General features: G+C 66.8%; 22 protein-coding genes, 1 tRNA gene and 1 pseudogene. 11 read left to right on the forward strand and 13 right to left on the reverse strand.

Annotation, left to right across the window (positions count from 1 at the left end):
* Window positions 1–18 precede the first annotated feature (18 nt).
* On the forward strand, window positions 19–141 hold the full coding sequence (locus Q0938_RS00155; protein ID WP_299357899.1) for a hypothetical protein: 123 nt from the start codon (window positions 19–21) through the stop codon (window positions 139–141).
* Window positions 142–163: 22 nt separating this feature from the next.
* Here Q0938_RS00155 and Q0938_RS00160 read toward each other — a convergent pair whose 3' ends face one another.
* The 11 genes from Q0938_RS00160 to Q0938_RS00210 all read right to left on the reverse strand — a co-directional run bounded on the left by Q0938_RS00160 (window position 164) and on the right by Q0938_RS00210 (window position 14,160).
* Complete coding sequence (locus tag Q0938_RS00160) at window positions 164–1,108, reverse strand: DMT family transporter (RefSeq protein WP_299357900.1); 945 nt, start codon at window positions 1,106–1,108, stop codon at window positions 164–166.
* Window positions 1,105–2,172 carry a tRNA epoxyqueuosine(34) reductase QueG gene (gene queG / locus Q0938_RS00165; RefSeq protein WP_299357902.1) on the reverse strand — a complete coding sequence of 356 codons (1,068 nt, stop codon included), beginning with the start codon at window positions 2,170–2,172 and terminating at the stop codon, window positions 1,105–1,107. Before queG ends, Q0938_RS00160 begins: the two co-directional genes overlap by 4 nt.
* Complete coding sequence (locus tag Q0938_RS00170) at window positions 2,153–2,839, reverse strand: glutathione S-transferase family protein (protein WP_299357904.1); 687 nt, start codon at window positions 2,837–2,839, stop codon at window positions 2,153–2,155. Before Q0938_RS00170 ends, queG begins: the two co-directional genes overlap by 20 nt.
* A 126-nt stretch (window positions 2,840–2,965) precedes the next feature.
* Complete coding sequence (gene mtgA / locus Q0938_RS00175; RefSeq protein WP_299358673.1) at window positions 2,966–3,562, reverse strand: monofunctional biosynthetic peptidoglycan transglycosylase; 597 nt, start codon at window positions 3,560–3,562, stop codon at window positions 2,966–2,968.
* Window positions 3,563–3,833: 271 nt separating this feature from the next.
* Window positions 3,834–4,496 carry a DUF1269 domain-containing protein gene (locus tag Q0938_RS00180; RefSeq protein ID WP_299357906.1) on the reverse strand — a complete coding sequence of 221 codons (663 nt, stop codon included), beginning with the start codon at window positions 4,494–4,496 and terminating at the stop codon, window positions 3,834–3,836.
* Between the two features lie 258 nt (window positions 4,497–4,754).
* Window positions 4,755–9,302, reverse strand: a complete 4,548-nt coding sequence (gltB, locus tag Q0938_RS00185; protein ID WP_299357908.1) for a glutamate synthase large subunit — start codon at window positions 9,300–9,302, stop codon at window positions 4,755–4,757.
* The gene (locus tag Q0938_RS00190) at window positions 9,302–9,736 is read right to left on the reverse strand and encodes a GFA family protein (protein ID WP_299357910.1); all 435 of its coding nucleotides are present in this window, start codon (window positions 9,734–9,736) and stop codon (window positions 9,302–9,304) included. Before Q0938_RS00190 ends, gltB begins: the two co-directional genes overlap by 1 nt.
* The gene (locus Q0938_RS00195; RefSeq protein WP_299357912.1) at window positions 9,726–10,445 is read right to left on the reverse strand and encodes a hypothetical protein; all 720 of its coding nucleotides are present in this window, start codon (window positions 10,443–10,445) and stop codon (window positions 9,726–9,728) included. Before Q0938_RS00195 ends, Q0938_RS00190 begins: the two co-directional genes overlap by 11 nt.
* A 175-nt stretch (window positions 10,446–10,620) precedes the next feature.
* Window positions 10,621–12,222 (reverse strand): NAD(P)-dependent oxidoreductase, encoded by a 1,602-nt coding sequence (locus Q0938_RS00200; RefSeq protein ID WP_299357914.1) that lies wholly within the window; start codon window positions 12,220–12,222, stop codon window positions 10,621–10,623.
* Window positions 12,223–12,361: 139 nt separating this feature from the next.
* Window positions 12,362–13,165 (reverse strand): undecaprenyl-diphosphate phosphatase, encoded by an 804-nt coding sequence (locus tag Q0938_RS00205; RefSeq protein WP_299357916.1) that lies wholly within the window; start codon window positions 13,163–13,165, stop codon window positions 12,362–12,364.
* Window positions 13,165–14,160, reverse strand: coding sequence for a complex I NDUFA9 subunit family protein (locus tag Q0938_RS00210; RefSeq protein ID WP_299357918.1), 996 nt, complete (start codon window positions 14,158–14,160; stop codon window positions 13,165–13,167). Before Q0938_RS00210 ends, Q0938_RS00205 begins: the two co-directional genes overlap by 1 nt.
* 180 nt (window positions 14,161–14,340) lie before the next feature.
* Here Q0938_RS00210 and Q0938_RS00215 point away from each other — a divergent pair.
* Window positions 14,341–14,425: transfer RNA gene (locus tag Q0938_RS00215), tRNA-Leu, on the forward strand.
* Between the two features lie 326 nt (window positions 14,426–14,751).
* Here the strand turns inward: Q0938_RS00215 and Q0938_RS00220 are convergent.
* Window positions 14,752–15,789: a LacI family DNA-binding transcriptional regulator gene (locus tag Q0938_RS00220; RefSeq protein WP_299357920.1), complete on the reverse strand. Its 1,038-nt coding sequence runs from the start codon at window positions 15,787–15,789 to the stop codon at window positions 14,752–14,754.
* Between the two features lie 117 nt (window positions 15,790–15,906).
* Between Q0938_RS00220 and Q0938_RS00225 the strand changes: the two genes are divergently transcribed.
* The 7 genes and pseudogenes from Q0938_RS00225 (at window position 15,907) to Q0938_RS00255 (ending at window position 22,278) form a co-directional block, all read left to right on the forward strand.
* Window positions 15,907–16,101, forward strand: coding sequence for a hypothetical protein (locus Q0938_RS00225; protein ID WP_299357922.1), 195 nt, complete (start codon window positions 15,907–15,909; stop codon window positions 16,099–16,101).
* Window positions 16,102–16,125: 24 nt separating this feature from the next.
* Window positions 16,126–17,280, forward strand: coding sequence for a TRAP transporter substrate-binding protein (locus tag Q0938_RS00230; protein ID WP_299357924.1), 1,155 nt, complete (start codon window positions 16,126–16,128; stop codon window positions 17,278–17,280).
* Window positions 17,281–17,370: 90 nt separating this feature from the next.
* Window positions 17,371–17,877, forward strand: a complete 507-nt coding sequence (locus Q0938_RS00235; protein WP_299357926.1) for a TRAP transporter small permease — start codon at window positions 17,371–17,373, stop codon at window positions 17,875–17,877.
* Window positions 17,878–17,886: 9 nt separating this feature from the next.
* Window positions 17,887–19,217, forward strand: a pseudogene (locus tag Q0938_RS00240) (TRAP transporter large permease).
* A 9-nt stretch (window positions 19,218–19,226) separates the two neighbouring features.
* A complete protein-coding gene (gene hisD / locus Q0938_RS00245; protein ID WP_299357928.1) occupies window positions 19,227–20,543 on the forward strand; it encodes a histidinol dehydrogenase in 1,317 nt (438 codons plus the stop codon).
* Window positions 20,540–21,277 carry an SDR family oxidoreductase gene (locus tag Q0938_RS00250; protein ID WP_299357930.1) on the forward strand — a complete coding sequence of 246 codons (738 nt, stop codon included), beginning with the start codon at window positions 20,540–20,542 and terminating at the stop codon, window positions 21,275–21,277. The genes hisD and Q0938_RS00250 overlap by 4 nt, the downstream gene beginning before the upstream one ends.
* Window positions 21,274–22,278, forward strand: a complete 1,005-nt coding sequence (locus Q0938_RS00255) for an alcohol dehydrogenase catalytic domain-containing protein (RefSeq protein ID WP_299357932.1) — start codon at window positions 21,274–21,276, stop codon at window positions 22,276–22,278. Before Q0938_RS00250 ends, Q0938_RS00255 begins: the two co-directional genes overlap by 4 nt.
* On the opposite strand, the gene Q0938_RS00260 is transcribed toward Q0938_RS00255, so the two are convergent.
* A complete protein-coding gene (locus Q0938_RS00260) occupies window positions 22,265–22,966 on the reverse strand; it encodes a GntR family transcriptional regulator (RefSeq protein ID WP_299357933.1) in 702 nt (233 codons plus the stop codon). The genes Q0938_RS00255 and Q0938_RS00260 overlap by 14 nt on opposite strands.
* Window positions 22,967–23,112: 146 nt before the next feature.
* Between Q0938_RS00260 and Q0938_RS00265 the strand changes: the two genes are divergently transcribed.
* Window positions 23,113–23,400: a UxaA family hydrolase gene (locus tag Q0938_RS00265; RefSeq protein WP_299357935.1), complete on the forward strand. Its 288-nt coding sequence runs from the start codon at window positions 23,113–23,115 to the stop codon at window positions 23,398–23,400.
* Between the two features lie 3 nt (window positions 23,401–23,403).
* Window positions 23,404–24,585: a UxaA family hydrolase gene (locus Q0938_RS00270; RefSeq protein ID WP_299357937.1), complete on the forward strand. Its 1,182-nt coding sequence runs from the start codon at window positions 23,404–23,406 to the stop codon at window positions 24,583–24,585.
* Window positions 24,586–24,648 lie beyond the last annotated feature (63 nt).

The raw sequence follows: 24,648 nt of genomic DNA on the forward strand, positions 1-24,648 counted from the left end.
CGGGGAACCGAACCGCACGTGCCGACAGGGTGGACAAGATACAGGCCCCGGATTCGGCTGCGGGCCATGCGTCTGCGCAAGGCGGCGCGCGGCGCCTATCTGCGCGACTACGTGGCCTTCGGCTTTGCCGACCGGCCCTGACCGGAGGCCCGGTCCGCGTCCGTCACCCCTGCGGAGTCATGACCTTGCGGGCCCGTGACCGGGCCAGGCCAAGTCGCTGCTCCCGCCAGATGATCGCCACGCCGGCGGCGATGATCACCGCCGCGCCACCCAGCATCACGCCGGTCGCGACCTCGCCGAAGACGAACCACCCGATCGCCAGCGCCAGGATCATGGACACATAGTCGAACGGCGCCACCACCGACGCATCCGCATAGCGATAGGCCGAGGTCAGCAGGATCTGCGCCAGCCCGCCCAGCAACCCCGCCGTGACCAGCAGCGCCGCGGTGCCGGGGTCGAGCAACACCCAGCCGAACGGCAGCGTGACCAGCGACAGCACGGTGGAGGTGACGGAAAACCAGAACACGATGGCGGCTGTCCGTTCCTCGGCGACCATCTTGCGGATGAAGATCTGCGCCAGCCCGCCGAACGCCGCGCCGACCAGCGTCACCACCGCGCCCAGCGTTTCCGCCGTGGACACCCCGTCCGCGGTCGCGCCCAGCCGTGGCGACAGCACGATCAGCACGCCCGCCATCCCCAGCGCGACCATGCCCAGGCGAAAGGCGCGGACCTGTTCGCCCAGGAACATCGCCGCAAAGATCACCGTCAGCAGCGGCATCGCATAGCCCAGTGCCGTCGCCTCGGGAAACGGCAGCAGCCCCAGACCCGCAAAGCTGCACCCCATCGCCAGGGTGCCGACAATGCCGCGATAGGCGTGGTTCATCGGCCGCGACGTGCGCAGCCCGGTGGCCAGTTCGCCCCGCCAGACCAGCCAGCCGAGGATCACCGGAATGGCGAACAGCGACCGGAAGAACACCTGCTCGCCCGCCGGCACCTGGTCCGAGGTCGCCTTCAGCAGCGACGCCATTGCCGTGAAGACCGTGACGCTGCCGATCTTCAGCAGGATCCCCCGCATCGGGCTGGGCGCCGGCACCACGACCGCGCTCATGCCAGCCGCCCCGCCCCCCAGCGGGCCGCGTCGGCCACCGCCGGGTCGGGATCGTCCGCCAGCGCCTGCGCCACGACCCGCAGCCGCGGCAGACCGCTGTTGCCGATCGCATAGAGCACGTTGCGCACCATCCGGTCGCGCCCGATCCGCTTGATCGGGCTGCCCGAGAACCGCGTCCGGAACCCGGCATCGTCCAGCCTCGCCAGCTCGTCCAGCGGCGGCGCCCGGTGCGGCCCGTGATAGCGCATCTCGCGCGCGCCGGCCGCGAACTTGTTCCACGGACAGACCGCCAGGCAGTCGTCGCAGCCATAGATCCGGTTGCCCAGCAGCGGCCGCAACTCGTGATCGACCGGGCCCCGATGCTCGATCGTCAGATAGGAAATGCAGCGCCGGGCATCCAGCTGGAACGGGGCCGGAAAGGCGCGGGTCGGGCAGATGTCCAGACAGGCGGTGCAGCTGCCGCAATGGTCGGTCTCCGGCGCATCCACCGGCAGCGGCAGGGTGGTGAAGATCGCGCCCAGGAAGAACCAGTTGCCCAGGTCGCGCGACAGCAGGTTGGTGTGCTTGCCCTGCCAGCCCAGCCCGGCCGCCTGCGCCAGCGGCTTTTCCATCACCGGGGCGGTATCGACGAACACCTTGATCTCGCCGCCCGCCTCCGCGATCAGCCAGCGCCCCAGCCGCTTCAGCCGCGCCTTGACGATATCGTGGTAGTCCTTGCCCTGCGCATAGACGCTGACCGCGCCGCGGTCGGGCCGTTCCAGGTCCTCGCGCGGATCATGGCCGGGCGTGTAGGTTTCGGCCAGCATCACCACAGCGCGGGCGTCGGGCCACAGCGCCGCCGGGTCGCCGCGCCAGCCCATCCGTTCCGCCATCCAGCCCATCTGCCCGTGCCGGTCCGCGCCGACATAGGCGGCCAGCCGCCCGGCCGCCTGCGGGATCGCGTCGGGGGTCGTGATCCGGGCGGCCAAAAATCCCTCGGCCAGCGCCTGCGCGACCAGCGCCGATTTCAGCGCCGCGGCGTCGGGACCACCGGCCGGGCGCGGATCAGAAGTCGAGCTGGGCATAATGCGCGGCCGGCGGAATGCCCGGCACCTGGTCGGCCAGCACGCTGCGGAACGCCGGGCGCGACTTGACCGTCGCATACCAGTCGCTCAGCGTGGTCGAGCGGTCCCAGTCCACGTCCGAGATGTAGTCGAGACAGGACAGATGGGCGGCGGCGGTGAAATCGGCCAGGCTCAGCGTGTTGCCGGCCAGCCACTTGCGCGATTCAAGCAGCCCGCTCAGGTAGTCCATGTGGTCGCGGACCGCGCGCAGCCCGGCCTTGACCAGCCGCGAATCCGGATAGCCGGCCTTCATCAGCTTCTTCCACACCCGCTCCGACAGGATCGGGGCGGTGACCTCGTGATAGAACTTGTCGTCGAACCACGCGCACAGCCGGCGCACCTCATAGCGTTCCAGCGGGGTCGTCGGCAGCAGCGGCGGGGTCGGCACGGTTTCGTCCAGATATTCGCAGATCGCCTGGCTTTCGGCCATCAGCCGGCCGTCCATGCGCAGCACCGGGATCTTGCCGGCCGGGTTGCGCCGGGCGACCTCGGACCCCGGCTCCCAGTAGCGTTCCTCGACCAGTTCGACCTCGATCCGCTTCTCGCCCAGCACCAGCCGCACCTTGCGGCAGAACGGGGACAGGGCGATGTGGTAAAGACGCGGGGTCTGGGTGGCGTGCGGGGTCATGGGTCCGTGGGTCTGGGAATGGGGGTCAGGTGAAAACCTGCGGCGGTGATACGCGCCGCGCCGCCGCCTTTCAACCGCAGGGGGCCACCCGGGACGCGACCGGAGGGCAGCCTCGACCGCGCCGGGTCAGCGCGGCGTCTGGAAACAGGCGGCCCGGCCGTCCCGGTCGATGGTCGCGGCGCCGTCGGCAATGGCGCGCGCCCGCGCCGATCCCGGCTGCGGGCGGCGCTGCTTCGGGGCCGGCAACACCGCCGCCAGCGCCGCCGCCTGGGCGGGGGTGATCCGGTCGGGCGTGGTGCCGAACAGCTCGCGCGCCGCCGCGTCGATGCCGAAGATCCCCGGCCCGAACTCGGCCACGTTCAGATAGACCTCCAGGATGCGCCGCTTGGACCAGACCGCCTCGATCATCGGCGTGTAGACGGTTTCCAGCAGCTTGCGGATCCAGCTGCGGCCCTGCCACAGATAGACGTTCTTGGCGGTCTGCTGGGTCAGGGTCGAGGCGCCGCGCGACGACCCCGACGCGATCACCCGGCGGATCTCGGCCATGTCGAACCCCCAGTGCCGGCAGAAATTCGCGTCCTCGGCCGCCACGACCGAGCGGGCGACGACCGGGGCGATCGCGTCCATGCGGACCCAGCTGCGCGACACCCGCCCGGATTCGGCCATGATCGTCCAGGTGGTGGGCGGGTTGACCATCCAGTACAGCACGACCAGCGCCGCCATCAGCGCCAGCACCCGCAGCCCGAACCAGCGCAGCGCTCGCCGCACCGGCCGCAGCAGTCGCCAGGCCCGCCGGCGCAGGCGCCAGCGCCGCGCCGGGCGTGGCCGCTCGACGGGCGCGTCGACCGGCGGGGCAGGGGGGATGGCGTGGCGCGGCATGCAGGCGTCCTGTCACGCCCCCGCGCCGCTGGTCAAGAAACGCGCCCTGCCGCCCGCCTCGCGCCCGGTCCGGCGCGGCGCGGCGGCCACAGGGACCAGACTTTGCGAAGGGTGGTTACAGGCGGGGCGGCGCGGTGGGCTCGGCCGGGGTGTCGTCGTCGTCGCCCGCCGCATGCGGGGGCTGCGGGTGCGTGGTCCGGTGGGCGGTGGCCCCTGCGTCGGCCGTCGTCCGCGTCCCCGTCGCCTGTCCGGCTGCGGGAACCGACGACGCGGCCAGCGGCGCCGCGGCCGCGCCGGCCAGGGCGCTGCGCAGCCGCGCCTCGTCGTCGTTGCTCAGCGAGGTCTGGATCAGCCGTGCCCGGCTGCCATACTGCTCGACCCGCGGCAGCAGCTTGTCCAGGTTCAGCTTGCGCGACAGGATGAACACCGCGCCGCTGCCGACCGGCACGGTCTTGCCGATCTCGCGGATGAAATCGTCCGGGATGCCGTAATCCGTGGCGCTGCCGGCCAGCGCGCCGGCGCCCGCCCCGATTGCCGCGCCCAGCAGCGGGTTCAGGAACAGCAGCCCGATCAGCCCGCCCCAGAAGGTGCCGCCGATCGCCCCCGCGGCGGTCAGGTTCGTGGCCTGGTGCAGCTGGTATTCGCCCCCGCTCGGGCGGGTGACGACAACCGCATCCTCCAGCTCGACCAGATACTCGCCCTGCGCCTTGATCAGTTCCTGGCGCATCGAAAAGGCATCGGCCTCGTCGTCGAAGGCAATGACGATCAGATCGGACATGAGTGTGGTTCCCCGGTGTGAGTCAGCGTTCCACAGGAAACCCCCGCGCGGTGCGCCGGTTCCGGACCCGTGCCATGACGGGGCGGCATGGCACCGGGGCGCCCGGACACGGACGTCACGACTGGGGCGGGCGTGACGTTCGCGTCATGCAGGGCGGCAGGGGGGACCCCGCCGCCCTATGCGCCCGCCCGATCCGCACGACCCACCCGCTCGACCAGCGCGGCCCCGCCCGACCGGGCCCACCCGGCCGGGTCTGCCTCACTCGGCCGGAACCGCGGCCAGATCGCCGGTCTCTTCCAGCGGGTGGGACAGATGCGGCAGCATCTCGCGCGGGCAGACCTGCAGGAAATGGCCGCGCTCGCTGTCCCAGTCCTGCAGGATCGCGGCGGCGCGCGCGCTGCCGGTTTCCGCGGCGTGGCGCGCGATCAGGGTTTTCAGCTCGTCCTCCCAGTGGCTCTGCGTGACCGGGCAGGTGACCAGCGTCTCCATGTTCATGTAGCGGTGCGCCTGCCCGTCCGGGTCGTACAGATAGGCCATGCCGCCGGTCATCCCGGCCCCGAAATTGGCGCCGATCCGTCCCAGGATCACCGCGACCCCGCCGGTCATGTATTCGCAGCCATTGGTGCCGCAGCCCTCGATCACCACCTTCGCGCCGCTGTTGCGGACCCCAAAGCGCTCGCCGGCGCGGCCGGCCGCGAACAGGTAGCCGTCGGTCGCACCATACAGCACCGTGTTGCCGATGATGACGTTGTCGGCGGCGACCAGCGGGCTGGCCATCGGCGGGCGCACGACGATGATGCCGCCCGACAGGCCCTTGCCCACATAGTCGTTGGCGTCGCCGGTCACCTCGATCTTCAGCCCCGGCGCGGCAAAGGCGCCCAGCGACTGCCCGGCGCTGCCGGTCAGGCGCAGCGTCAGGTGGTCGGGCTGCAGGCCGTTCCGCATGCCGTATTTCTGCACGATCATCGAACTGGTGCGCGTGCCGATGGTCCGGTGGGTGTTGCGGACCGCATAGGACAGCTGCATCTTCTCGCCGTCCTCGAAGAACCGGGCCGCGTCCTTGACGATCTCGGCGTCCAGCGTGTCCAGCACCGCGTTGCGCGGCCGGGTCCGGTCATAGATGATCTTCTCGGCCCCATCGACGGTGATCAGCAGCGGGTTCAGGTCCAGGTCGTCCAGATGCGCGGCGCCGCGGCTGACCTGGGTCAGCAGGTCGGCCCGGCCGATGATCTCGTCCAGCGACCGCGCCCCGATCGAGGCGAGGATCTCCCGCACCTCCTGCGCGTAAAAGGTGATCAGGTTGACCACCTTGTCGGCGCTGCCGGTGAACATCGCCCGCAGCTTCTCGTCCTGGGTGCAGACGCCCACCGGGCAGGTGTTCGACTGGCACTGGCGGACCATGATGCAACCCATCGCGATCAGCGCCGCGGTGCCGATGCCGTATTCCTCGGCCCCCATCATCGCCGCCATGACGATGTCGCGCCCGGTGCGCAGCCCGCCATCGGTGCGCAGCGTCACCCGGTCGCGCAGCCGGTTCATCGCCAGCACCTGGTGCGCCTCGGTCAGGCCCATTTCCCACGGCAGACCGGCGAACTTGATCGACGTGGCGGGGCTGGCCCCGGTGCCGCCGTTGTGGCCGGAAATCAGGATGATGTCGGCCTTGGCCTTGGCGACGCCCGCGGCGATGGTGCCGACCCCGCGGCCGGCAACCAGCTTGACGGTGATCCGGGCCCGCGGGTTGATCTGCTTGAGATCGTAGATCAGCTGCGCCAAGTCCTCGATCGAATAGATGTCGTGGTGCGGCGGTGGCGAGATCAGCGTCACCCCCGGGGTCGAGTGGCGCAGCCGCGCGATCAGCTTCGTCACCTTCATGCCGGGCAGCTGTCCGCCCTCGCCGGGCTTGGCGCCCTGGGCGACCTTGATCTCCAGCTCCTCGCAGGCGTTCAGGTATTCGGCGGTGACGCCGAACCGGCCCGAGGCCACCTGCTTGATCTTGGCGCTGGGATTGTCGCCGTTCGGCAGCGCCCGGTGATGGGCCGGGTCCTCGCCACCCTCGCCGCTGTCGGATTTCGCGCCGATCCGGTTCATCGCGATGTTCAGCGTCATGTGCGCCTCGGGCGACAGCGCGCCCAGGCTCATCCCCGGCGTGACAAAGCGCTTGCGGATCGCGGTGATGCTTTCCACCTCCTCGATCGGCACCGGACGGCCCAGCGGCTTGATGTCCAGCAGGTCGCGGATATGGATCGGCGGGTTGGCCCGCATCGCCGCGGAAAACTGCTTCCACACCTCGTAGCTGGCCTTTTCGCAAGCCAGCTGCAGCAGCCGCATCGTGCCGGCCTCCCAGGCGTGCTTCTCGCCGGTGCGCCGGGCCTTGTAGAACCCGCCGATCGGCACCAGGTCGACATGCTCGCCGTGCCAGCCCTTGTGGTGGATGTCCTCCAGCTTGGCCTGCAGCCCGTGCAGCCCGATCCCGGAAATCCGGCTCTGCATGCCCGGGAAATACTCGGCCACCATCGCCCGGCTCAGCCCCACCGCCTCGAAGTTCAGCCCGCCCCGATAGGACGACAGGACCGAGATCCCCATCTTGGCCATGATCTTCAGCAGACCGGCGTCCACCGCGTCGCGATAGCGGTTCATCGCGTCGATCAGGTTGCCGGCCATCAGCCCGCGCTCGATCCGGTCGGCGATCGTGTCCTGGGCCAGATACGGGTTCACCGTGGTCGCGCCGCAGCCGATCAGCACCGCAAAGTAATGCGGGTCGATGCATTCCGCCGACCGCACGTTCAGCGAACAGAAGGTCCGCAGCCCCTTGCGGGTCAGCCAGGAATGCACCGCGCTGGTCGCCAGGATCATCGGCAGGCCGATCCGCGTCTCGTCCTGGCGCTCGTCGGTCAGCACCAGCTGCCCGGCGCCGGACCGCACCGCGTCCTCGGCCTCGGCCCGGATCCGGGCCAGCGCCTCGCCCATCGCCTCGGGCCCGGCGCCGTCGGCAAAGCTGCAGTCGATCCAGGTCACCGCGTCGCCGAACATCCGCACCACCTCGGCCAGCTCGCCATTGGCCAGGAACGGGGCCTCCAGCAGGGTGATCTCGGTGTGCTTGGAACTCTCGTCCAGCACGTTCTTCAGGTTGCCGAACCGGGTCTTCAGGCTCATCACCCGGGTCTCGCGCAGCGAATCGATCGGCGGGTTGGTGACCTGGGAAAAGTTCTGGCGGAAGAAATGGCTCAGCGGCCGGTACTGCCCCGACAGCACCGCCGGCGGCGTGTCGTCGCCCATCGACGCCAGGGTTTCCTTGCCGTCCTCGGCCATCGGCGCCAGCACCGTCTCGATCTCCTCGACGGTATAGCCGGCGGCGATCTGGCGGCGGCGCAGCGCCTCGCCGGTATAGGTGGCGGGCTCGGGCAGGTGGGCCAGCATGGCGCTGGGCTGCACGACCTTCTCGACCCAGTCGCCGAACGGCTGCGACGCGGCCAGCAGGTCCTTGATCTCCCGGTCGTGGTAAAGCCGCCCGTCTTCCATGTCGACGGCGATCATCTGCCCCGGTCCCAGCGCGCCCTTTTCCCGGACCGCGGCCTCGTCCACCGGCACCATCCCGACCTCTGACCCCGCGACCAGCAGCCCGTCGCCGGTCACCACATAGCGCATCGGCCGCAGCCCGTTGCGGTCCAGCCCGCCGCAGACCCAGCGCCCGTCGGTCATCGCCAGCGCCGCCGGCCCGTCCCACGGCTCCATGATGGAATTGCAGTAGGCGTACATGTCCGACCACGCCTTGGGCAGGTCGGTGGTGGCCTTGGACCAGGCCTCGGGCACCATGATCGTCTTGGTCATCGGCGCGTTGCGCCCCGACCGGACCATCACCTCGAACACCGCGTCCAGCGCCGCGCTGTCGGACGACCCGCCCGGCACGATCGGCTTGATGTCCTCGGCCATCTCGCCAAAGCTCGCCGACGCCATCCGGATCTCGTGGCTCTTCAGCCAGTTGATGTTGCCGCGCAGGGTGTTGATCTCGCCGTTATGGGCCAGCATCCGGAACGGCTGGGCCAGCCACCATTGCGGGAAGGTGTTGGTCGAATAGCGCTGGTGATAGATCGCGAAGGCGCTCTCGAACCGCTCGTCCTGCAGGTCGGGATAGAACTCGGCCACCTGCTCGGCCAGCATCATCCCCTTGTAGATGATCGACCGGCAGGACAGCGACGCGAAATACAGCCCCTGCAGCTGCGCCGCCGCGGCGGCCCGCTCGATCCGCCGGCGGATGATGTACAGCTCGCGCTCGAAGGTCTCGGGGTCGATGTCCTTGTCGCAGCGGATCAGGATCTGCTCGATCTCGGGGCGGGTGGCGTTGGCCTTCTCGCCCAGCACCGCGACATTCACCGGGACATGCCGCCAGCCATAGATGTAATGGCCCATCCGCAGCACCTCGGTCTCGACGATGGTGCGGCACTGTTCCTGGGCGCCGAAATCGGTGCGGGGCAGGAACACCTGGCCCACCGCGAACAGCTTGTCGGGATCGGCCTCGTGGCCGGTGCGGCGCACCTGGTCGTGAAAGAACGCCAGCGGGATCTGCACGTGGATGCCGGCGCCGTCGCCGGTCTTGCCGTCCGCATCGACGGCGCCGCGGTGCCAGACCGCCTTCAGCGCCTCGATGCCGTGCTCGACGACCTTGCGCGACGGCGTCCCCTTGATGCTGACCACCAGCCCCACCCCGCACGAGGCGTGCTCGTCCTCGTCGCGGTACAGCGAATGTTCGGCCATCCACGCACGCCGCGCGGTTTCCTGTTCCTGCCAGTCGGTCGGAATGCGGGACATCATGCGCCCTCCTGATGGGGGTTGTCGGTTTCATAGGCTTCCCGGGTGATCCGGGGATGGTCGCCGGCCAGGCCGGCCCAGCGCTGGGCGCAGTCGGCATAGACTTCGCGGATCAGCGGGAACGCCGCCGCGATCTCGAACAGGCCGGGCGACAGCTCATAGGGGCCGCCATCGTCGCGCAGCCACAGGTTCGACCCGCAGCGCGGGCAGAAGGCGCGCTCGGCAAAATCTGTGGCGCGATAGCGGGCGACGTCGCCCGCCACCGCCACCGCGTCGGCCGGGGCCTCGAACCCGGCCATGATCCCGCCGCCTGCGCGCCGGCACAGGCTGCAATGGCAGGCGCTGATCGCCGGGTTCCAGGCCTGCAGGGTGATCGTCACCGCCCCGCACAGGCAGCGCCCGGTGGCCGGGGCGGGTGTCGCCTCAGCCGCCATGACGCCCCCCGGCCCGGATCATCTGCATCTCGCAGTCGTATTCCGGGGTGGTCGATCCGAACCCGGGCTCGCCCGGGCGGATGAAGCGGACTGGGGAATCGTTGGTTTCCCGCGCCTCGCCGGTCCAGTCGGACGCGGTCTCGATGCCGCCATAGAACCGGCCATGGGCGCGGCTGACGAATTGCTGGCCGCGCCGCTCGATCAGCAGGTTGCCGTCGGCGTCGAAGCTGCGCAGCGCAAAGCGCGTGACCTCCAGCGTCTCGCCGCCCAGCTCGACCGTCTCGCCGGTCAACTCGTCGCGCCCGACATGGTGCAGCCGCTCGCCGTCATCCGAGACGGTCCAGAAATCGAAATCGTCGGCGCCGGATTCCAGCAGCGTCGACAGGCTGGCCTCGTCGGCGCCGCCCTCCTCCAGCCGGTCGGTCAGCCCGCTCAGCAGGTCGATGCTTTCCATCCAGCGGGTCTCGGCGTCGATCCGCGACCGGTAGGTGGCGCCCTCGGGGCCGTAATACTCGACCCACTGGTCGCCCGGCGCGTCGGCGTCGCAGCGGTAATGCTGCGACACGCTGCAGCTGCGGTTCTGCACCGTCAGCTCCAGCCGGCAGCCCGCCGGCGCGGCAAAGGTCGCCGCCGCGGCCGGCGCGCCGGCCAGCAGGGAAACCCCCAGCAGACCGGTCCCCAGCAGCGCCGCCAGCGCGTGTGCCCGCACCGGCCCCGCGCCGCTGCGGCTGCCGCAACCGGGACAGCAAGGCTGACCTGTCGCCGTCCCGCCCCCCACGCTTGGTGTTGCGCAACGTACGCGAGAACGCTGCATGAAAGCTGCATGAACCATGCGTGAACATCGCATCAGCGTACGCTCCTCGATCGGCGGCCCATCCGCCGCCTCACTCGGCGGCAACGCGGGCCGGCTGGCTCAGCCAGTCGGCGATGCTGTCGGCCGCCTCGCGCCCGTCGCGGATCGCCCAGACCACCAGGCTCGCGCCCCGCACGATGTCGCCCACGGCATAGACCCCGTCCAGGCTGGTGCGGTGGGTGCGGTGGTCGCAGCGGATCGTGCCCCAGCGCGTGACCTCCAGCCCGTCGACCCCCCACAGCCGCGGCAGGTCCTCGGGCTCGAAGCCCAGCGCCTTGATCACCAGGTCGGCGGGCTCGTCGTGGACCGCACCCTCGATCAGCTCGGGCGTCTGGCGTCCCGACACGTCCGGGGCGCCCAGCCGCATCCGCTGCACCTTCAGCCCCAGCGGCGATCCGGTTCCGGCGCCCTTGCCGGTGCCGACCGGCCCGGTGGACCGGTCGGTGTCGGTGACCAGATGCGGCGGCGACAGGGTGGGGTTGTCGCCGATCCCGTCGCCGTCCAAATCACCGCCGGCATTCTCGACCGTGCCCTCGTCCTGCTCGGCCGCGGGGCCGGTGACATGGCCGCTGAACGCCGCCGGCGCCGACAGCCACACGAACTCCACGCCCTCTTCCTCGGCGTTGTGGACCTCGCGCTGGCTGCCCGGCATGTTCGCCTTGTCGCGCCGATACAGGCACTTGACCGATGTCGCGCCCTGCCGGATGGCGGTGCGGACACAGTCCATGGCGGTGTCGCCGCCGCCGATCACCACGACCCGTTTGCCGTCCGCGTTCAGTTCGCCATCGGCGAAATCCGGCACCTCGTCGCCCAGGTCGACCCGGTTCGAGGCGGTCAGATAGTCCAGCGCCGCGACGACGCCGCGGGCCGGCGGGTTGTCGATGTCGAGGTCGCGGGTCTTGTAGACGCCGGTCGCGATCAGCACCGCGTCATGGGTGCCGCGGATCGCGTCGAAGCTGACCGACTGCCCCACATCTGCGTTCAGCACGAAGGTGACGCCGCCCTCCTCCAGCCAGTCTGTGCGGCGCGCGACGACCGGCTTTTCCAGCTTGAAGCCGGGAATGCCGTAGATCATCAGCCCGCCGGGACGGTCGTGGCGGTCATAGACGGTGACCTGGAATCCCATCCGCCGCAGCCGCTCGGCCGCCGCCAGCCCCCCCGGCCCGGCACCGATGATGCCCACGGATTCGGGGCGTTCGGCGGTCGGCCGGATCGGCTCGACCCAGCCGCGTTCCCAGGCGGTGTCGTTGATGTATTTCTCGATCGCGCCGATGGTGACGGTGCCGTGGCCCGACTGCTCGATCACGCAGTTGCCTTCGCACAGCCGGTCCTGCGGGCAGATCCGGCCGCAGATCTCGGGCAGGGTGTTGGTTTCCTGGCTGCGCAGATGCGCCTCGTGCAGCCGCCCCTCGGCGGTCAGCCGCAGCCAGTCGGGGATGTTGTTGTGCAGCGGGCAATGCGACTGGCAATAGGGCACGCCGCACTGCGAACAGCGGCTGGCCTGCTCGGCCGCCTTGGCGTCGGCGTATTCGCGATAGATCTCGTGAAAATCCCTAGCCCGCTCATCCGCCGCCCGCTTCTCGGGCATCTCGCGCCCGAGCGACACGAATTTGAGCATATCCAGCCTGGCCATCCGACACCCCCGTGCGAGTCGCCTCCTAATAAATCAGGGGCTTGCGCAACAAAAGGCAGTATTGCTGACCTAAGCGCATCTTTATTGTCGCAGAAAGCTATAGTCCTGCAAAGAAGCGATTTAATTAGGTCAGTACTATTTACCTGATCGCGATCAGAGCCAGCAGGACCATCGATCCCACGCCGATCCGCCACCAGGCAAACAGCCCGTATCCGCGGACTGACACGTAGCCCAGCAGCCACCTGACGACGAGCAGCGCGGCGGCAAAGGCGAAGACAAAGCCGATCGCCACGTTGCCCAGGGAAGCGGCATCCAGGACTGCGCGGTTCTTGTAGAAGTCATACGCAAAGGCCCCGATCATCGTCGGCATCGACAGGAAAAAGCTGAACTCTGCCGCCGCCCGCTTGGTGGCCCCCATCAGCAGCGCGCCGACGATCGTCGCCCCCGACCGCGACACGCCGGGAACCATCGCGAAGCACTGCACGACACCGATGCCGAGCGCGCGCGACAGGGGAATGTCCTCTGCCTCGGCAAAGCGGGGGGCGGTCGCCAGGCGATCCGCAAACAGCAGGATGATCCCGCCCAGAATCAGCATTGCCGCGATCAGCATCGGTGTCTCGAACAGCACCTCCTTGATGATCCGGTGCGCGAGCATGCCCACGACGACCGCCGGCAGGAAGGCCAGCAGAACCGCGAACACGAACCGTCGCGCCCGTGGGTCCTGGGGCGCCGAGGAAAAAATCTGCCACAGCCGTCCCGAATAGACCGCCAGGATCGCCGAGATCGCGCCCAGCTGGATCATCACCGCAAAGGCGCGCCCGGGAGAGTCGAAGCCCAGGAAATGCGCCGCCAGCAGGACATGGCCGGTCGAGGACACCGGGATGAACTCGGTCAACCCCTCGAGCACGCCGAGAAGCGCCGCAGAAATGATGTCCTGTGCCATCAGCGCTGGCGCAGGGACTTTGCCGAAGCCTTCATCTCTTCGTACTGGCCCGACGGCCGGAAGCGCCACAGATAGTCGGGAATCACGGCGCCCGGGGCAACCGGGGTGATGCCCAACTCCTCGAAACCCTTCACCTCGCCCGCATCGCGCCTGACGACGTTGTCGGTGCGCAGGGTACGGGCCTGATCGCGGGTGATCACCCGGTTGGTCACCAGTCCGCCGCTGACCCATTGCACGGCGTCGAATACGCCGCCCATCAGGCTGCCGACGAATCCGGGCAGGCCGATGATGGCCCGGCGCCGGCCGGTGACGTCCACCACCTGGCGGGTGATCTCGCGCATCGTCATCACGTCGGGGCCACCCAGTTCGTAGATGCCGCCGGGCGCGGCGCCGCTGGCGCACGTCGCTGCGGCGCGTGCCACGTCCTCGACAAACACCGGCTGTATGCGGCTGCCCGCCCCGGGCACGAACATGATCGGCCCCAGCCGGGTCATCGCGCCCAGCTTGTTGTAGAGCCCGTCACCGGGTCCGAACATCACCGAGGGGCGCAGGATCGCGGCATCGGGCCGGTGGGCGAGGACCTGGGCCTCGCCGCGCCCCTTGGACGCGAGATAGCGGCTGGGGCTGTCAGGGTCGGCGCCTATCGCCGAGATATGGACCATCTGCGCCATCCCGGTCTGCGCCGAGATGCGGGCGATCCGGCCCGCGGCCTCGTCGTGGATCGCGGCAAAGGTGTTGCGGCCCTCATGCACCAGGATGCCGACGCAGTTGATGACGGCATCCGCATCGCTCATCGCCGCGGTGACGGACAGATCGTCGCGCACGTTGCAGGGAACCGGCTCGACCTGGCCGACGGCGCCATAGGTGCGCACGACCAGCGCCTGGTTGGGGCGGCGGACGGCGACGCGCACCCGCCAGCCGTCAGCGGCCATGACGCGGGCGATCTGGCGTCCCAGAAACCCCGAGCCGCCATAGATGGTGACCAGCTTTCCCATGCACCATTCCTTGCGCTGTCGCGTGGTATTCCCGTTCGCTGATAGCGAAGCAGGGGCCCGGCATCAAGCGGCGGCAAGGGGGGGGCCGCTGGCCGGTGGCGGCGGTTCGGTCTGCAGATTCTTGTCGTGGGCCGTTGACAGCCCCGGGGCCCGGCTCTAAATCCCGCCCTCACGCAACCTGCCCAGGTGGCGGAACTGGTAGACGCGCACGGTTCAGGTCCGTGTGCCGCAAGGCGTGGAGGTTCGAGTCCTCTCCTGGGCACCAATGTTGCGATGAACGACGCCGGATTTCAGCGAAATGCTGGTCCGGCGTTTTTTCATTTGTTCTCCTGTCTGCACCGGGTGTGAGCTTGAAGATGCTGAGCGGGGCTGCTGCTGTTGCGAAGCAGTCAGGCGTCATTGCATCCGGACCTCACTGCGGCTGCTGCGCGACTGGCCAAATTCGCCAGTCATCCGGCTCTTTCTTTGGACATGAGTCGGTTCGTGCCCTCTGCAGGCCGCATGCTTCGGCCCTACTCCGCTCGGCGCACGTCCGGCAGCATATTGTGCTTCGCGGGAGGAGCCCGGAACCGGATCCGGGTTTCGAGGTCCTTATTCCCGGGGTCGCATGTACCCCAGAGACTGTCGCTCCAGGAACTGCGTCGGAAGTGTCATAGACTTGGGGCGAGTTCCCTCGTTGATCCAGCGGAGAAGGCACTCGCCGGCGGCAGCGCCCATGCGACGATGCGGCACCCGTACGGTCGTCAGTTGCGGAAACACTGCCCGGGCGAGTTCGATGTCGTCAAACCCGGTGATGGACAACTCCTCGGGGACAGCAATGCTGAGTTCGTGAGCAGCCATGAGCGCGCCGGCCGCAAGTACGTCGTTGCCGCAGATGATCGCAGTGGGCCGACTTGACGATTGCAGCAATCGCCTTGCGGCACGTTCTCCATGGTTCAGCGAATAACGACATTCGATCAGCCATGAGGGCCGCATCTCCAGATCTGCCTCGCGCAGGGCGGCGGCTACACCGTCCACCCGCGCCGTCGCGCGATCATTGTTCTGCATCAGGCCCGAAATCATCGCGATCCGACGATGACCTCTTTCCATGACGCGAACCGCCACGTCTGCTGCCGCACCTGCATTGTCGAAGCCGATCATCAGGCGCTCGGTGTCGGAGGGGATCGACCACAGGATAGCGAAGGGAACACCGCGCGCCTCGAGAAGCTTGTACGCACTTGGCGCCCGCCCCGTCCCGATCAGCACGACGCCATCAACCCCCCGGGCGAGCAGGTTCCTGATCTGGCCTTCCTCCTCGTCCGGAGAATAGCGGGAGGTCGCTACCAGAAGCGTCACGTTATGTGCGGCGAGTGTCTCCTGAAGGGCCTGAAGCGCAGTCGCGAAGATGGCGTTGTCCATCGTCGGGATGATCGCGCCGATCGTGTTCGTGCGGTTGGACGCCAGCGCCTGGCCCCCGAAGTTCGGCGTATAGCCTAACTTCAGCACGGCCTTCTCGACCTCGAGCCGGGTGGCTTCGCGTACCCGGTGCGGTGTGTTCAAGCTGCGGGACACCGTCGCCGTGGACACGCGAGCCATGCGCGCGACGTCTTCGATCGTCGGTGGACGACCCTTGAGGCTAAAGTTGTTCATCTGCGGGTGTGCTCTTCCGAGACCAAGTAGACCCGTGTATGAAATGTAAGCGCTTGCATGACAACATGTAAGCGCTTACATTGCCTCAATCAGCGTGATTCGGGGGGAGTAGTGACGATGAGAGTGTTCGGATGGGCGGCGTTCGGCGCCTCTGGCCTGCTGGTACTCGCCTTCGCTGCCAACCTCGTGCTGGTGAAAAGCGCAATGGCGCCGCTTTTCGGCAATGTGGCCGAGATGCTCGTCCTCTTTGCGGCGTCGGCCCTGTTCGGGGCGGGAACCCTGATTGAAGAGGCGCGAGCCGAACCTGACTAAGATTTCAACGGGAGGAGGGGAGATATGGACAACGAAAACGAGACCACCTGGAAGGCCAATGCATCAAGGCGCAACTTCCTCAGGCTGGCCAGTGCAGGGGGGTTCACCGCCGCCGTCCTGGCATCCGCTGCAGGCACAATCTGGTCCAGCGAAGCTGCGGCGCAGATGGTCAACGAGGAGCGGGAGCGGGAGCGGGCGGCCGAGCACGTCATGACGCTTGCGACCGCCTACGTGATCACCGCGGACCGCAGCTATCCGATCATGCAGCTGGATCTCAAGGAAAACATCCAGAACGCGACGAATGGCAAGGTTTACGTCAAGCTTGCCCCGGCGGGGCAGTTGGGCGCGGCAAACGAACTTGTGCAGAAGGTGCAGTCCGGGACGATCCAGGCGGCGCAGCACTCCATCGCCAATTTCGCGCCCTTCGCGCCAGTCGTTGACCTGATCAACCTGCCTTACCTCTGCGGGTCGAACCAGCGCTTCGTCAATCTCACCTACTCGCAATTGTGGAAGGATCGGGTGCACCCGCAGGTTGAGGCCCGCGGGTTCAAGCCGCTTTTCTACGTCGTGATCGACCCTCGGGTGGTCGCGTTGCGCAAAGGTGGGATGCAGCCCGTGATCCTCCCTGCCGATCTGAGGGGCGTGAAGTTCCGGGTTCCCGGCTCCGAGATGCTGCAAACCTACTATCGGCTCGTCGGGGCCAACCCCACGCCGATTGCCTGGGGCGAGACCCCGTCCGCGATCCAGCAGGGCGTCGCCGACGCGCTGGATCCGGCCGTGGGTGCGCTTTACGTGTTCGGCTTCAAAGACATGCTGAGCCATGTGACCTTCACGCAGGCGGTTCCGGATGCGCAGGTCTATTCCTGCAATCTGGAATGGTATCAGGGACTGCCAGACGACATTCGCGTTGGCATCGATTTTGCAGCCGAGATCACGGCGGCGCAAAACCTGGCCAAGGTTCCTGCGGCGCGGGCTTTTGCCATGGCCGAACTCGCGAAGGCCGGGGTCGAGTTCCATACCCTCAGCGACGACCAGCTTGCCCAGTGGATAGAGGCAGGCGGGTATCAACGCAGCGAATGGGACGCCTTCAAGACCGAGCTTGCCGGCTCGATGGCCGATTTCGATGCGTTGGCCGAAGCGGCCGGAACCGATGTGCGTCCGTATGTGAACGACGCGTGACCGTCTGACCGGCTGTGGGAACACCGCAGCCGGTATCCGCCCCGAATGTAAATCAAGGGAATGCCGGTCGCAGGCCGGCAACGGAGCGCCATGTTCAAATCCTTGGACCGCAATGCCGAACGCTGGGCACTATTGATCCTCTACCTGATGCTGGTTGCGACCATGACCATCGAGGTGATCCGCCGCGAGGTCTTCGCCTATTCTTCGATCTGGGGTGAAGAGGTCGTTCGATACTGCTTCATCTATCTTTGCTGGATCGGGGCGGCAGCTGCGGTGCGTGAGCGCGCCCATATCCGGATCGATGTGATCCTGAATTACCTGTCACCACGCGGAAAGGCGCTGATCTACATCTTTGGCGATGTCGTGACCATTGCGCTTGCCTGCCTGGCGCTGTGGCTGGCGTTCGAGACCGTCCAGCTTTCCTGGAAATTCGGATCCGTGAGTCACGGGCTGCGCGTGTCGATGGTGTGGTTCCTCATGGCCGTGCCGATTGGCTTCTCGCTGATGATTTTCCGTCTCCTGCAATCCCTCGTCCGGGACATCAGCGACATGCGCGCTGGCCGTCCCGTCTACGAGGGTGAGCGTCTGTTCGAGTGAGGTCCCGACATGCTTTGGCAACATATGGAACAGGGCGCGGTCGCGCTGGACTGGACGTTCTATCTTCCGGTCGTGGTGTTCCTGCTGATGGTCGCACTTGCGGTGCCTGTCTGGGTCGCAATCGGCAGCGCGTCCGTGCTGCTGCTGGTCACCTCGCAGGCGCTGCCGCTGTCGCTTGTGGGAGAGGGGCTCTTCTCCGGCATCGATCACTTTGCGCTGACCGCGATCCCGCTCTTCATCCTGACGGGGGACGTGCTGGTCCGAACCGGTCTCAGCCGAAAGTTCCTGGACGTTGCCGAGGCACTGACCAACTGGACGCGGGGCGGCTTTGGCTCGGCCACGGTTCTGGTGTGCGGGATGTTCTCGGCGATCTCGGGATCCGATGCGGCGGGGGCGGCAGCCGTCGGCCGCATGACCATCGGCCGGCTGGTTGAAAGCGGCTATCCCCGGCCCTACGCCTGTGCACTGGTGGCCGCCGGTGCCTGCACCGGGATCCTGAACCGCCGTCGATCGCCTACATCGTTATCGGGCTCGTGCTGGGTATTTCCGCATCGACCCTGTTCCAGGCCGCGCTCATTCCCGGTCTGATCATCCTGACGTCGATCCTGGTAACCAACACGATCATCAACCGGCGACATGCCTACGAGCAGGGCAACGTGCTGAGCTTTGGCGAGTGGCTGGCCAATCTGGGCAGGACGCTGGCACGGGGCTGGTACGCGTTCATCGTACCCGGCGTCATCTTCTGGGGCATCTTCAGCGGCCAGTTGACGCCAACCGAGGCAGGGGCGACCGCGGTCAGCATCACCATCCTGATGGGCTTCATCATGGGGACACTGCGCCTGTCGGACTTTCCCTCGATGATGGTCAGTTCGGCCAAGGTGAACGGTGTCATCGTCCCGATCATCGCGATGTCACTGCCACTCGCGCAGGCGTTGTCGGCCATGGGTGTACCGCAGGGGTTCGTCTATACCATGACGACGCTCAGCAGCGAGCCATGGGTGCTGATCCTGTCGATGATCGCCATCCTGATCGCCGCGGGATGCGTGATGGAGACGACCCCGAACATCGTTATCCTGGCGCCGCTGCTCAAGCCGTTGGCCGACAGCATCGGAATGAACGAGATCCAGTTCTGCGTGATGATGATCACCGCACTTGGGGTCGGGTTCATCACGCCACCGCTCGGTTTGAACCTGTTTGTCGTCAGCGGGCTGACCGGCGAATCCATTCTGAAGATCTCGGCGCGGGCCGTTCCATTCGTCCTGACCATGCTGATCGTCGTGTTGCTGATCGGCTATGTGCCGGCGGTCTCGACGCTGATGCTTCCTGAAAACCTGAAGTGAGAGGGTAAAATGTCCGTAACCTACCTGAAGAAGGCAGACCGCGTTTCCACTTCGGATGCAGGCGAGACCCGGGATGTCGTGCAGAAGATTCTTTCCGAAATCGAAGCGGGGGGTGAAGAGGCCGCGCGCAAGTACGCCGAAAAATTTGATCGCTACGACGGCAACATCGTTCTGAGCCGTGACGAGATCGAGGCAGCGGCGTCCAAGCTGAGCCAGAGGCTAAAAGACGATATCCGGTTCGCGCATGACAATGTCCGCCGGTTTGCCGAGGCGCAGAAAGAAACCATTCGCGATTTCCAGATGGAGATTCGGCCGGGTCTCATCCTTGGGCAAAAGGCTATTCCGTGCGAGGCGGCCGGTTGCTACGCGCCGGGTGGTCGCTACAGCCACGTGGCCTCGGCGCTGATGACGGTGACGACCGCCAAGGTTGCGGGCTGCGGACATATATCGGTCTGCTCTCCGCCGCGACCGGGTGTGGGTCTGAACCCCGCCATCATCTACACCGCCGATCTTTGCGGGGCAGATCAGATTCTCGCACTGGGCGGCGTCCAGGGCATCGCTGCGATGGCGTTCGGGTTGTTCGGTCTGCCCAAGGCGGACATCCTGGTGGGCCCAGGCAACCAGTTCGTCGCCGAAGCCAAGCGCCTGCTGTTCGGCCGGGTCGGCATCGACATGTTCGCAGGTCCGACCGACAGCCTGATCCTTGCCGACAAGACCGCCGATCCAGAGATCGTCGCGTGGGATCTGGTCGGGCAGGCCGAGCATGGCTACAACTCGCCGGTCTGGCTGGTGACGGACAGCCGGGATCTCGCGGAAAAGGTCATGGCCCGCGTGCCCGAACTGATCGCGACGCTGCCTGAGGTTAACGCCAAGAACGCGGCCGATGCGTGGCGCGACTATGCCGAGGTGATCCTCTGTGACACGCGGGACGAGATGGCCGCGACCTCGGACAGCTACGCGCCCGAGCACCTGACGGTGCAAGCCGAGGATCTGGATTGGTGGCTCGACCGCCTGGCATGCTATGGCAGTCTGTTTCTGGGTGAAGAAACGACGGTCGCGTTCGGGGACAAGGCTTCGGGTACCAATCACGTCCTCCCGACCTCGGGCGCCGCGCGCTATACGGGCGGTCTGTCCGTGCACAAATACATGAAGCTGGTGACGTGGCAGCGGGCCACCCGCGAGGGCGCGAAGCCCATTGCCGAGGCGACAGCGCGGATCTCGCGCCTTGAAGGGATGGAGGGACATGCGCGCACCGCGGACGTCCGCTTGGCAAAGTATTTCCCCAACCAAACATTCCAGCTCGACGCGAGCGAGGCACCTGCATGAATGTCAGCTTGAGCGTCGAAGGCGGCGTCGCCTGCGTGACCGGCGCCTCGTCCGGGCTGGGCAGGACGATTGCGGAGGCCCTGGTCGCTGGCGGTGCACGGGTGATTTCGGTGGCGCGGCGCAAGGCCGACTGGTGTGACGGAGAAAGGGCGGTCGCGATCAGCGCGGACCTTTCGGACCTTGAAGGGATGGCGTCGACTGCCGCCGACGTCGCAGAGGTGTTTGGCCCGCCCGACATTCTGGTCAATGCCGCCGGGCTCAACACGCGCCAGCCAGCAGATGAGGTGACGCTGGATGGCTGGGCGACGACGCTGGACCTCAATTTGTCAGCGCCGTTCTTCCTGGCTCAGGCTCTTGTGCCCGGCATGCGGGAAAAACGGTGGGGCAGGATCCTGAACTTCGCGTCCCTCCAGAGCCAGCGTGCCTTCCCCGGCGGCATCGCATACGGCGCCTCGAAAGGCGGGATCGTGCAATTGACACGCGCCATGGCCGAGGCGTGGTCACGCGACGGCATCATGGTGAATGCGCTGGCGCCGGGATTCTTTCCCACCGAGCTGACGGGTCCCGTTTTCGAGGATCCGCAACTCGCCGAGCGCCATGCCGCGCAGACCTGCGTCGGCCGCAATGGTCGGCTGCAGGACATCGTGGGCCCGGCACTGTTCCTGTGCTCCGGCGCCTCGGATTACGTCACCGGGCAGACGCTCTATGTCGACGGAGGTTTTACCGCGAAATGAAGGCGCTCGTGTATACCGGTGTCAGGGAAGTCGAGTTGCGCGACGTGCCGGACCCCGCCCCGATGCATGACGAGGTGCTGGTGCGCGTCGAGGCAGTTGGAATATGCGGATCGGACATGCATGCCTGGAGCGGGCACGATGACCGCCGCCCGGCGCCGCTGGTACTCGGCCACGAGGCCGCCGGAACGGTCGTGGGCGGCCCGATGGCGGGACGGCGAGTGACCATCAATCCGCTGGTCACATGTGGCAGGTGTGCCGCCTGCATTTCCGGCAGAGACAATCTCTGTACAACCCGTCAGATCATCTCGATGCCCCCGCGGGAAGGTGCCTTTGCAGAGTTGCTGGCCATTCCTGAACGCAATCTCGTCACTGTACCTGATGACGTGTCCATGACCGTCGCATCGCTGGCGGAGCCACTGGCATGCGGCTGGCACGCGGTGCGGCTTGCCGAGAGGGTACTCGACATGCCGCTGGCGTCGGCACGGTGTCTGGTGATTGGCGGTGGCGCCATCGGTCTGGGCGCCGCATTGGTTCTGCAGTCATTCGGTGCGGCAGAGATCTGGCTGTCCGAGCCGTCGGAAGAACGGCGCAGAATTGCCGGCTCGCAAGGATGTATCCAGACCTTCGACCCGTCATCCCAGGCTGCGCCGTCGGACATCGACCTCGTCATCGACGGCGTGGGTTTCGGTGCTACGCGAAGCGCCGGAAGCGCGGCTCTTCGGCCGGGGGGCGTGTATATGCACATTGGACTGGGTGACGCCGGGCCGGGGTTGGACATCCGCCGAACCACCTTGCAGGAACTCGCCTTCATCGGCACCTATACCTATACCGCGCAAGACTTCCGCGAGACTGCGCAGGCCATTTTCGACGGACGTCTGGGCCGGCTGGATTGGGCCGAAGTTCTCCCGCTAGCCGATGGTGTGGGGGCGTTCCGGCGGATCGCAGACGGGAAAGTGGCGGCGCCCAAGGTGACACTGGTGCCTCTGGCTAGTCCAGCGTGACCATGTAGGCCAGCGTGTCGGTCCGGTAGAGGCTGCGACGTCGTTCGATTGCCCTGCCAAGAACGTCATAGGCAAGGCGTTCCACCTTCAGAAGTGGCGTCGCCTCGGCGACATCAAGTTCGTTTGCCTCTTCGCGACTCGCCGGAACCGCCACGATCGACTCCTCGGCGCGAAGCACGATGCAGCCATAGGCTTGCTGATAGACGACGTAGAGGGCGCTTGGCAGAGGCGCGCGCCGCTCGATCCCGGAGAACAGATCCGCCGGCACGACGGCGCTTTCGATCGCGCTGGGAACCCCGTTGAGGCTGCGCACACGACTGATCTCGATGACCATGTCAGGTCCGCCGTGCAGGTCCCGGCTCTCCACCTCGTTGGCTGCACGCCTGGTGACATGTTCGCTGATCAGTTCGGGCCGGACGATGGCTCCGTCGCGTTCGCGCAGCCGGAAGAAATTGAACAGCGAACTTTCCGGCGTCCGCGCCGTCACAAAGGTCCCGCGCCCCTGCTCTCGCCGGACGATACCGTGATGCTCCAGCATCATCAGTGCCTTGCGGGCGGTCCCCTGCGATACGCCGATCTCGGCGGCCAGCTGGGTTTCGCTGGGCAGCATGCCCCCAGGCAGCAACTCGCCGGACGCGATTCGCGCCACGACCGTGTCGATCACCGTCTGATAGAGCGGATGTGCCATCGGCCACGCTACTCCTTGTACTGCAAACCTGCCTATCACGGCATCAAGTGTTCCATCAATAGAGTTATAAATACTCTTGTATAAGACTTCATGAAGCGCTATGCCTTGTCGCGAAGATTCACAACTGCCAGCGAAAGGAGGAACCCTTGAGCATTCCGCAACTTCTGGTCCACGATCCCGAGGACAATGTCGGCGTCGTCGTCGTGGAAAATCTCGGCGCCGGAACCGACATGCTATGTGTCGTCACCTCCGACAATTCGGATTTCCGGCTGACCGCAAAGGCCGACATTCCGATCGGCCACAAGGTGGCGCTGAAGCCGCTGAAGGCCGGCGACACGGTCATCAAGTATGGCGAGGACATCGGCAAGATGGTGGGCGACGCCGAGGTCGGCGGCCATGTCCACACCCACAACTGCAAAACCAAAAGGTGGTAAGACATGGCTCTTGATTTCAGCAATGTGACGGTGAAGGCGTGGCGCCGCGAGAACGGCCGCGTGGGCGTGCGCAACCACATCCTGATCCTGCCCGTCGACGACATCTCCAACGCCGCCTGCGAGGCGGTGGCGAACAACGTCAAGGGAACGCTGGCCCTGCCGCACGCCTATGGCCGACTGCAGTTCGGCGAAGACCTGGACCTGCATTTCCGGACCATCATCGGCACTGGCGCGAACCCCAACGTTGCCGCCGTCGTCGTGATCGGGATCGAGCCGGAATGGACCAAGGTCATCGTCGATGGCATTGCCAAGACCGGCAAGCCCGTCACCGGATTTTCCATCGAGCAGAAGGGGGATTTCGAGACCATCCGCCAAGCAAGCTGGAAGGCCAAGGAATACGTCCATTGGGCCACCGAGCTGCAGAAGGAGGACTGCCCCATCTCTGACCTGTGGGTCTCGACGAAATGTGGCGAGAGCGACACGACCACAGGCCTGTCCTCGTGCCCGACGGTCGGCAACATGTATGACAAGCTGCTGCCGCACGGTCTCTATGGCTGTTTCGGTGAAACCTCCGAGATCACGGGCGCCGAGCATATCTGCGAAAAGCGGGCGGCTAACCCCGAAGCTGCGGCCAAGTTCAAGAAGATCTGGCAGGCTTACCAGGACGACGTGATCGAGGCGTACAAGACGTCGGACCTGTCGGACAGCCAGCCGACGAAAGGCAACATCCTTGGCGGGCTGACCACCATCGAGGAAAAGGCGTTGGGCAACCTTGAGAAGATCGGCAAGACCTCGTCCTACATCGACGCGATCGGGCCGGCCGAAACGCCGGAAAAAGGTCCCGGCCTCTACTTCATGGACAGCTCGTCCGCTGCTGCCGAATGCGTCACGCTGATGGCCGCGGGGGGCTATGTCATCCACACCTTCCCGACGGGGCAGGGCAACGTGGTCGGAAACCCGATCGTTCCCGTGATCAAGATCTCGGGCAATCCGCGTACGCTGCGCACCATGTCGGAACATATCGATGTGGATGTCACGGGGGTCCTGACGCGCGAGAAGACCATCGACGAGGCCGGCGATGCGCTGATCGAGATGATCATTCGCACCGCGAACGGTCGCGCAACCGCGGCCGAGGCCCTGGGCCACCGTGAGTTCTCGATGACCAAACTCTATCGCAGCGCCTGAAGCAGCCATGCCCACCCCGTTCCGGAGGAGGACGGGGTGGGCAACGACGCCGCGGCCGGCTGC

The organism is uncultured Paracoccus sp., from assembly GCF_947496875.1.
In the GTDB taxonomy this organism is placed as follows: Bacteria; Pseudomonadota; Alphaproteobacteria; order Rhodobacterales; family Rhodobacteraceae; genus Paracoccus.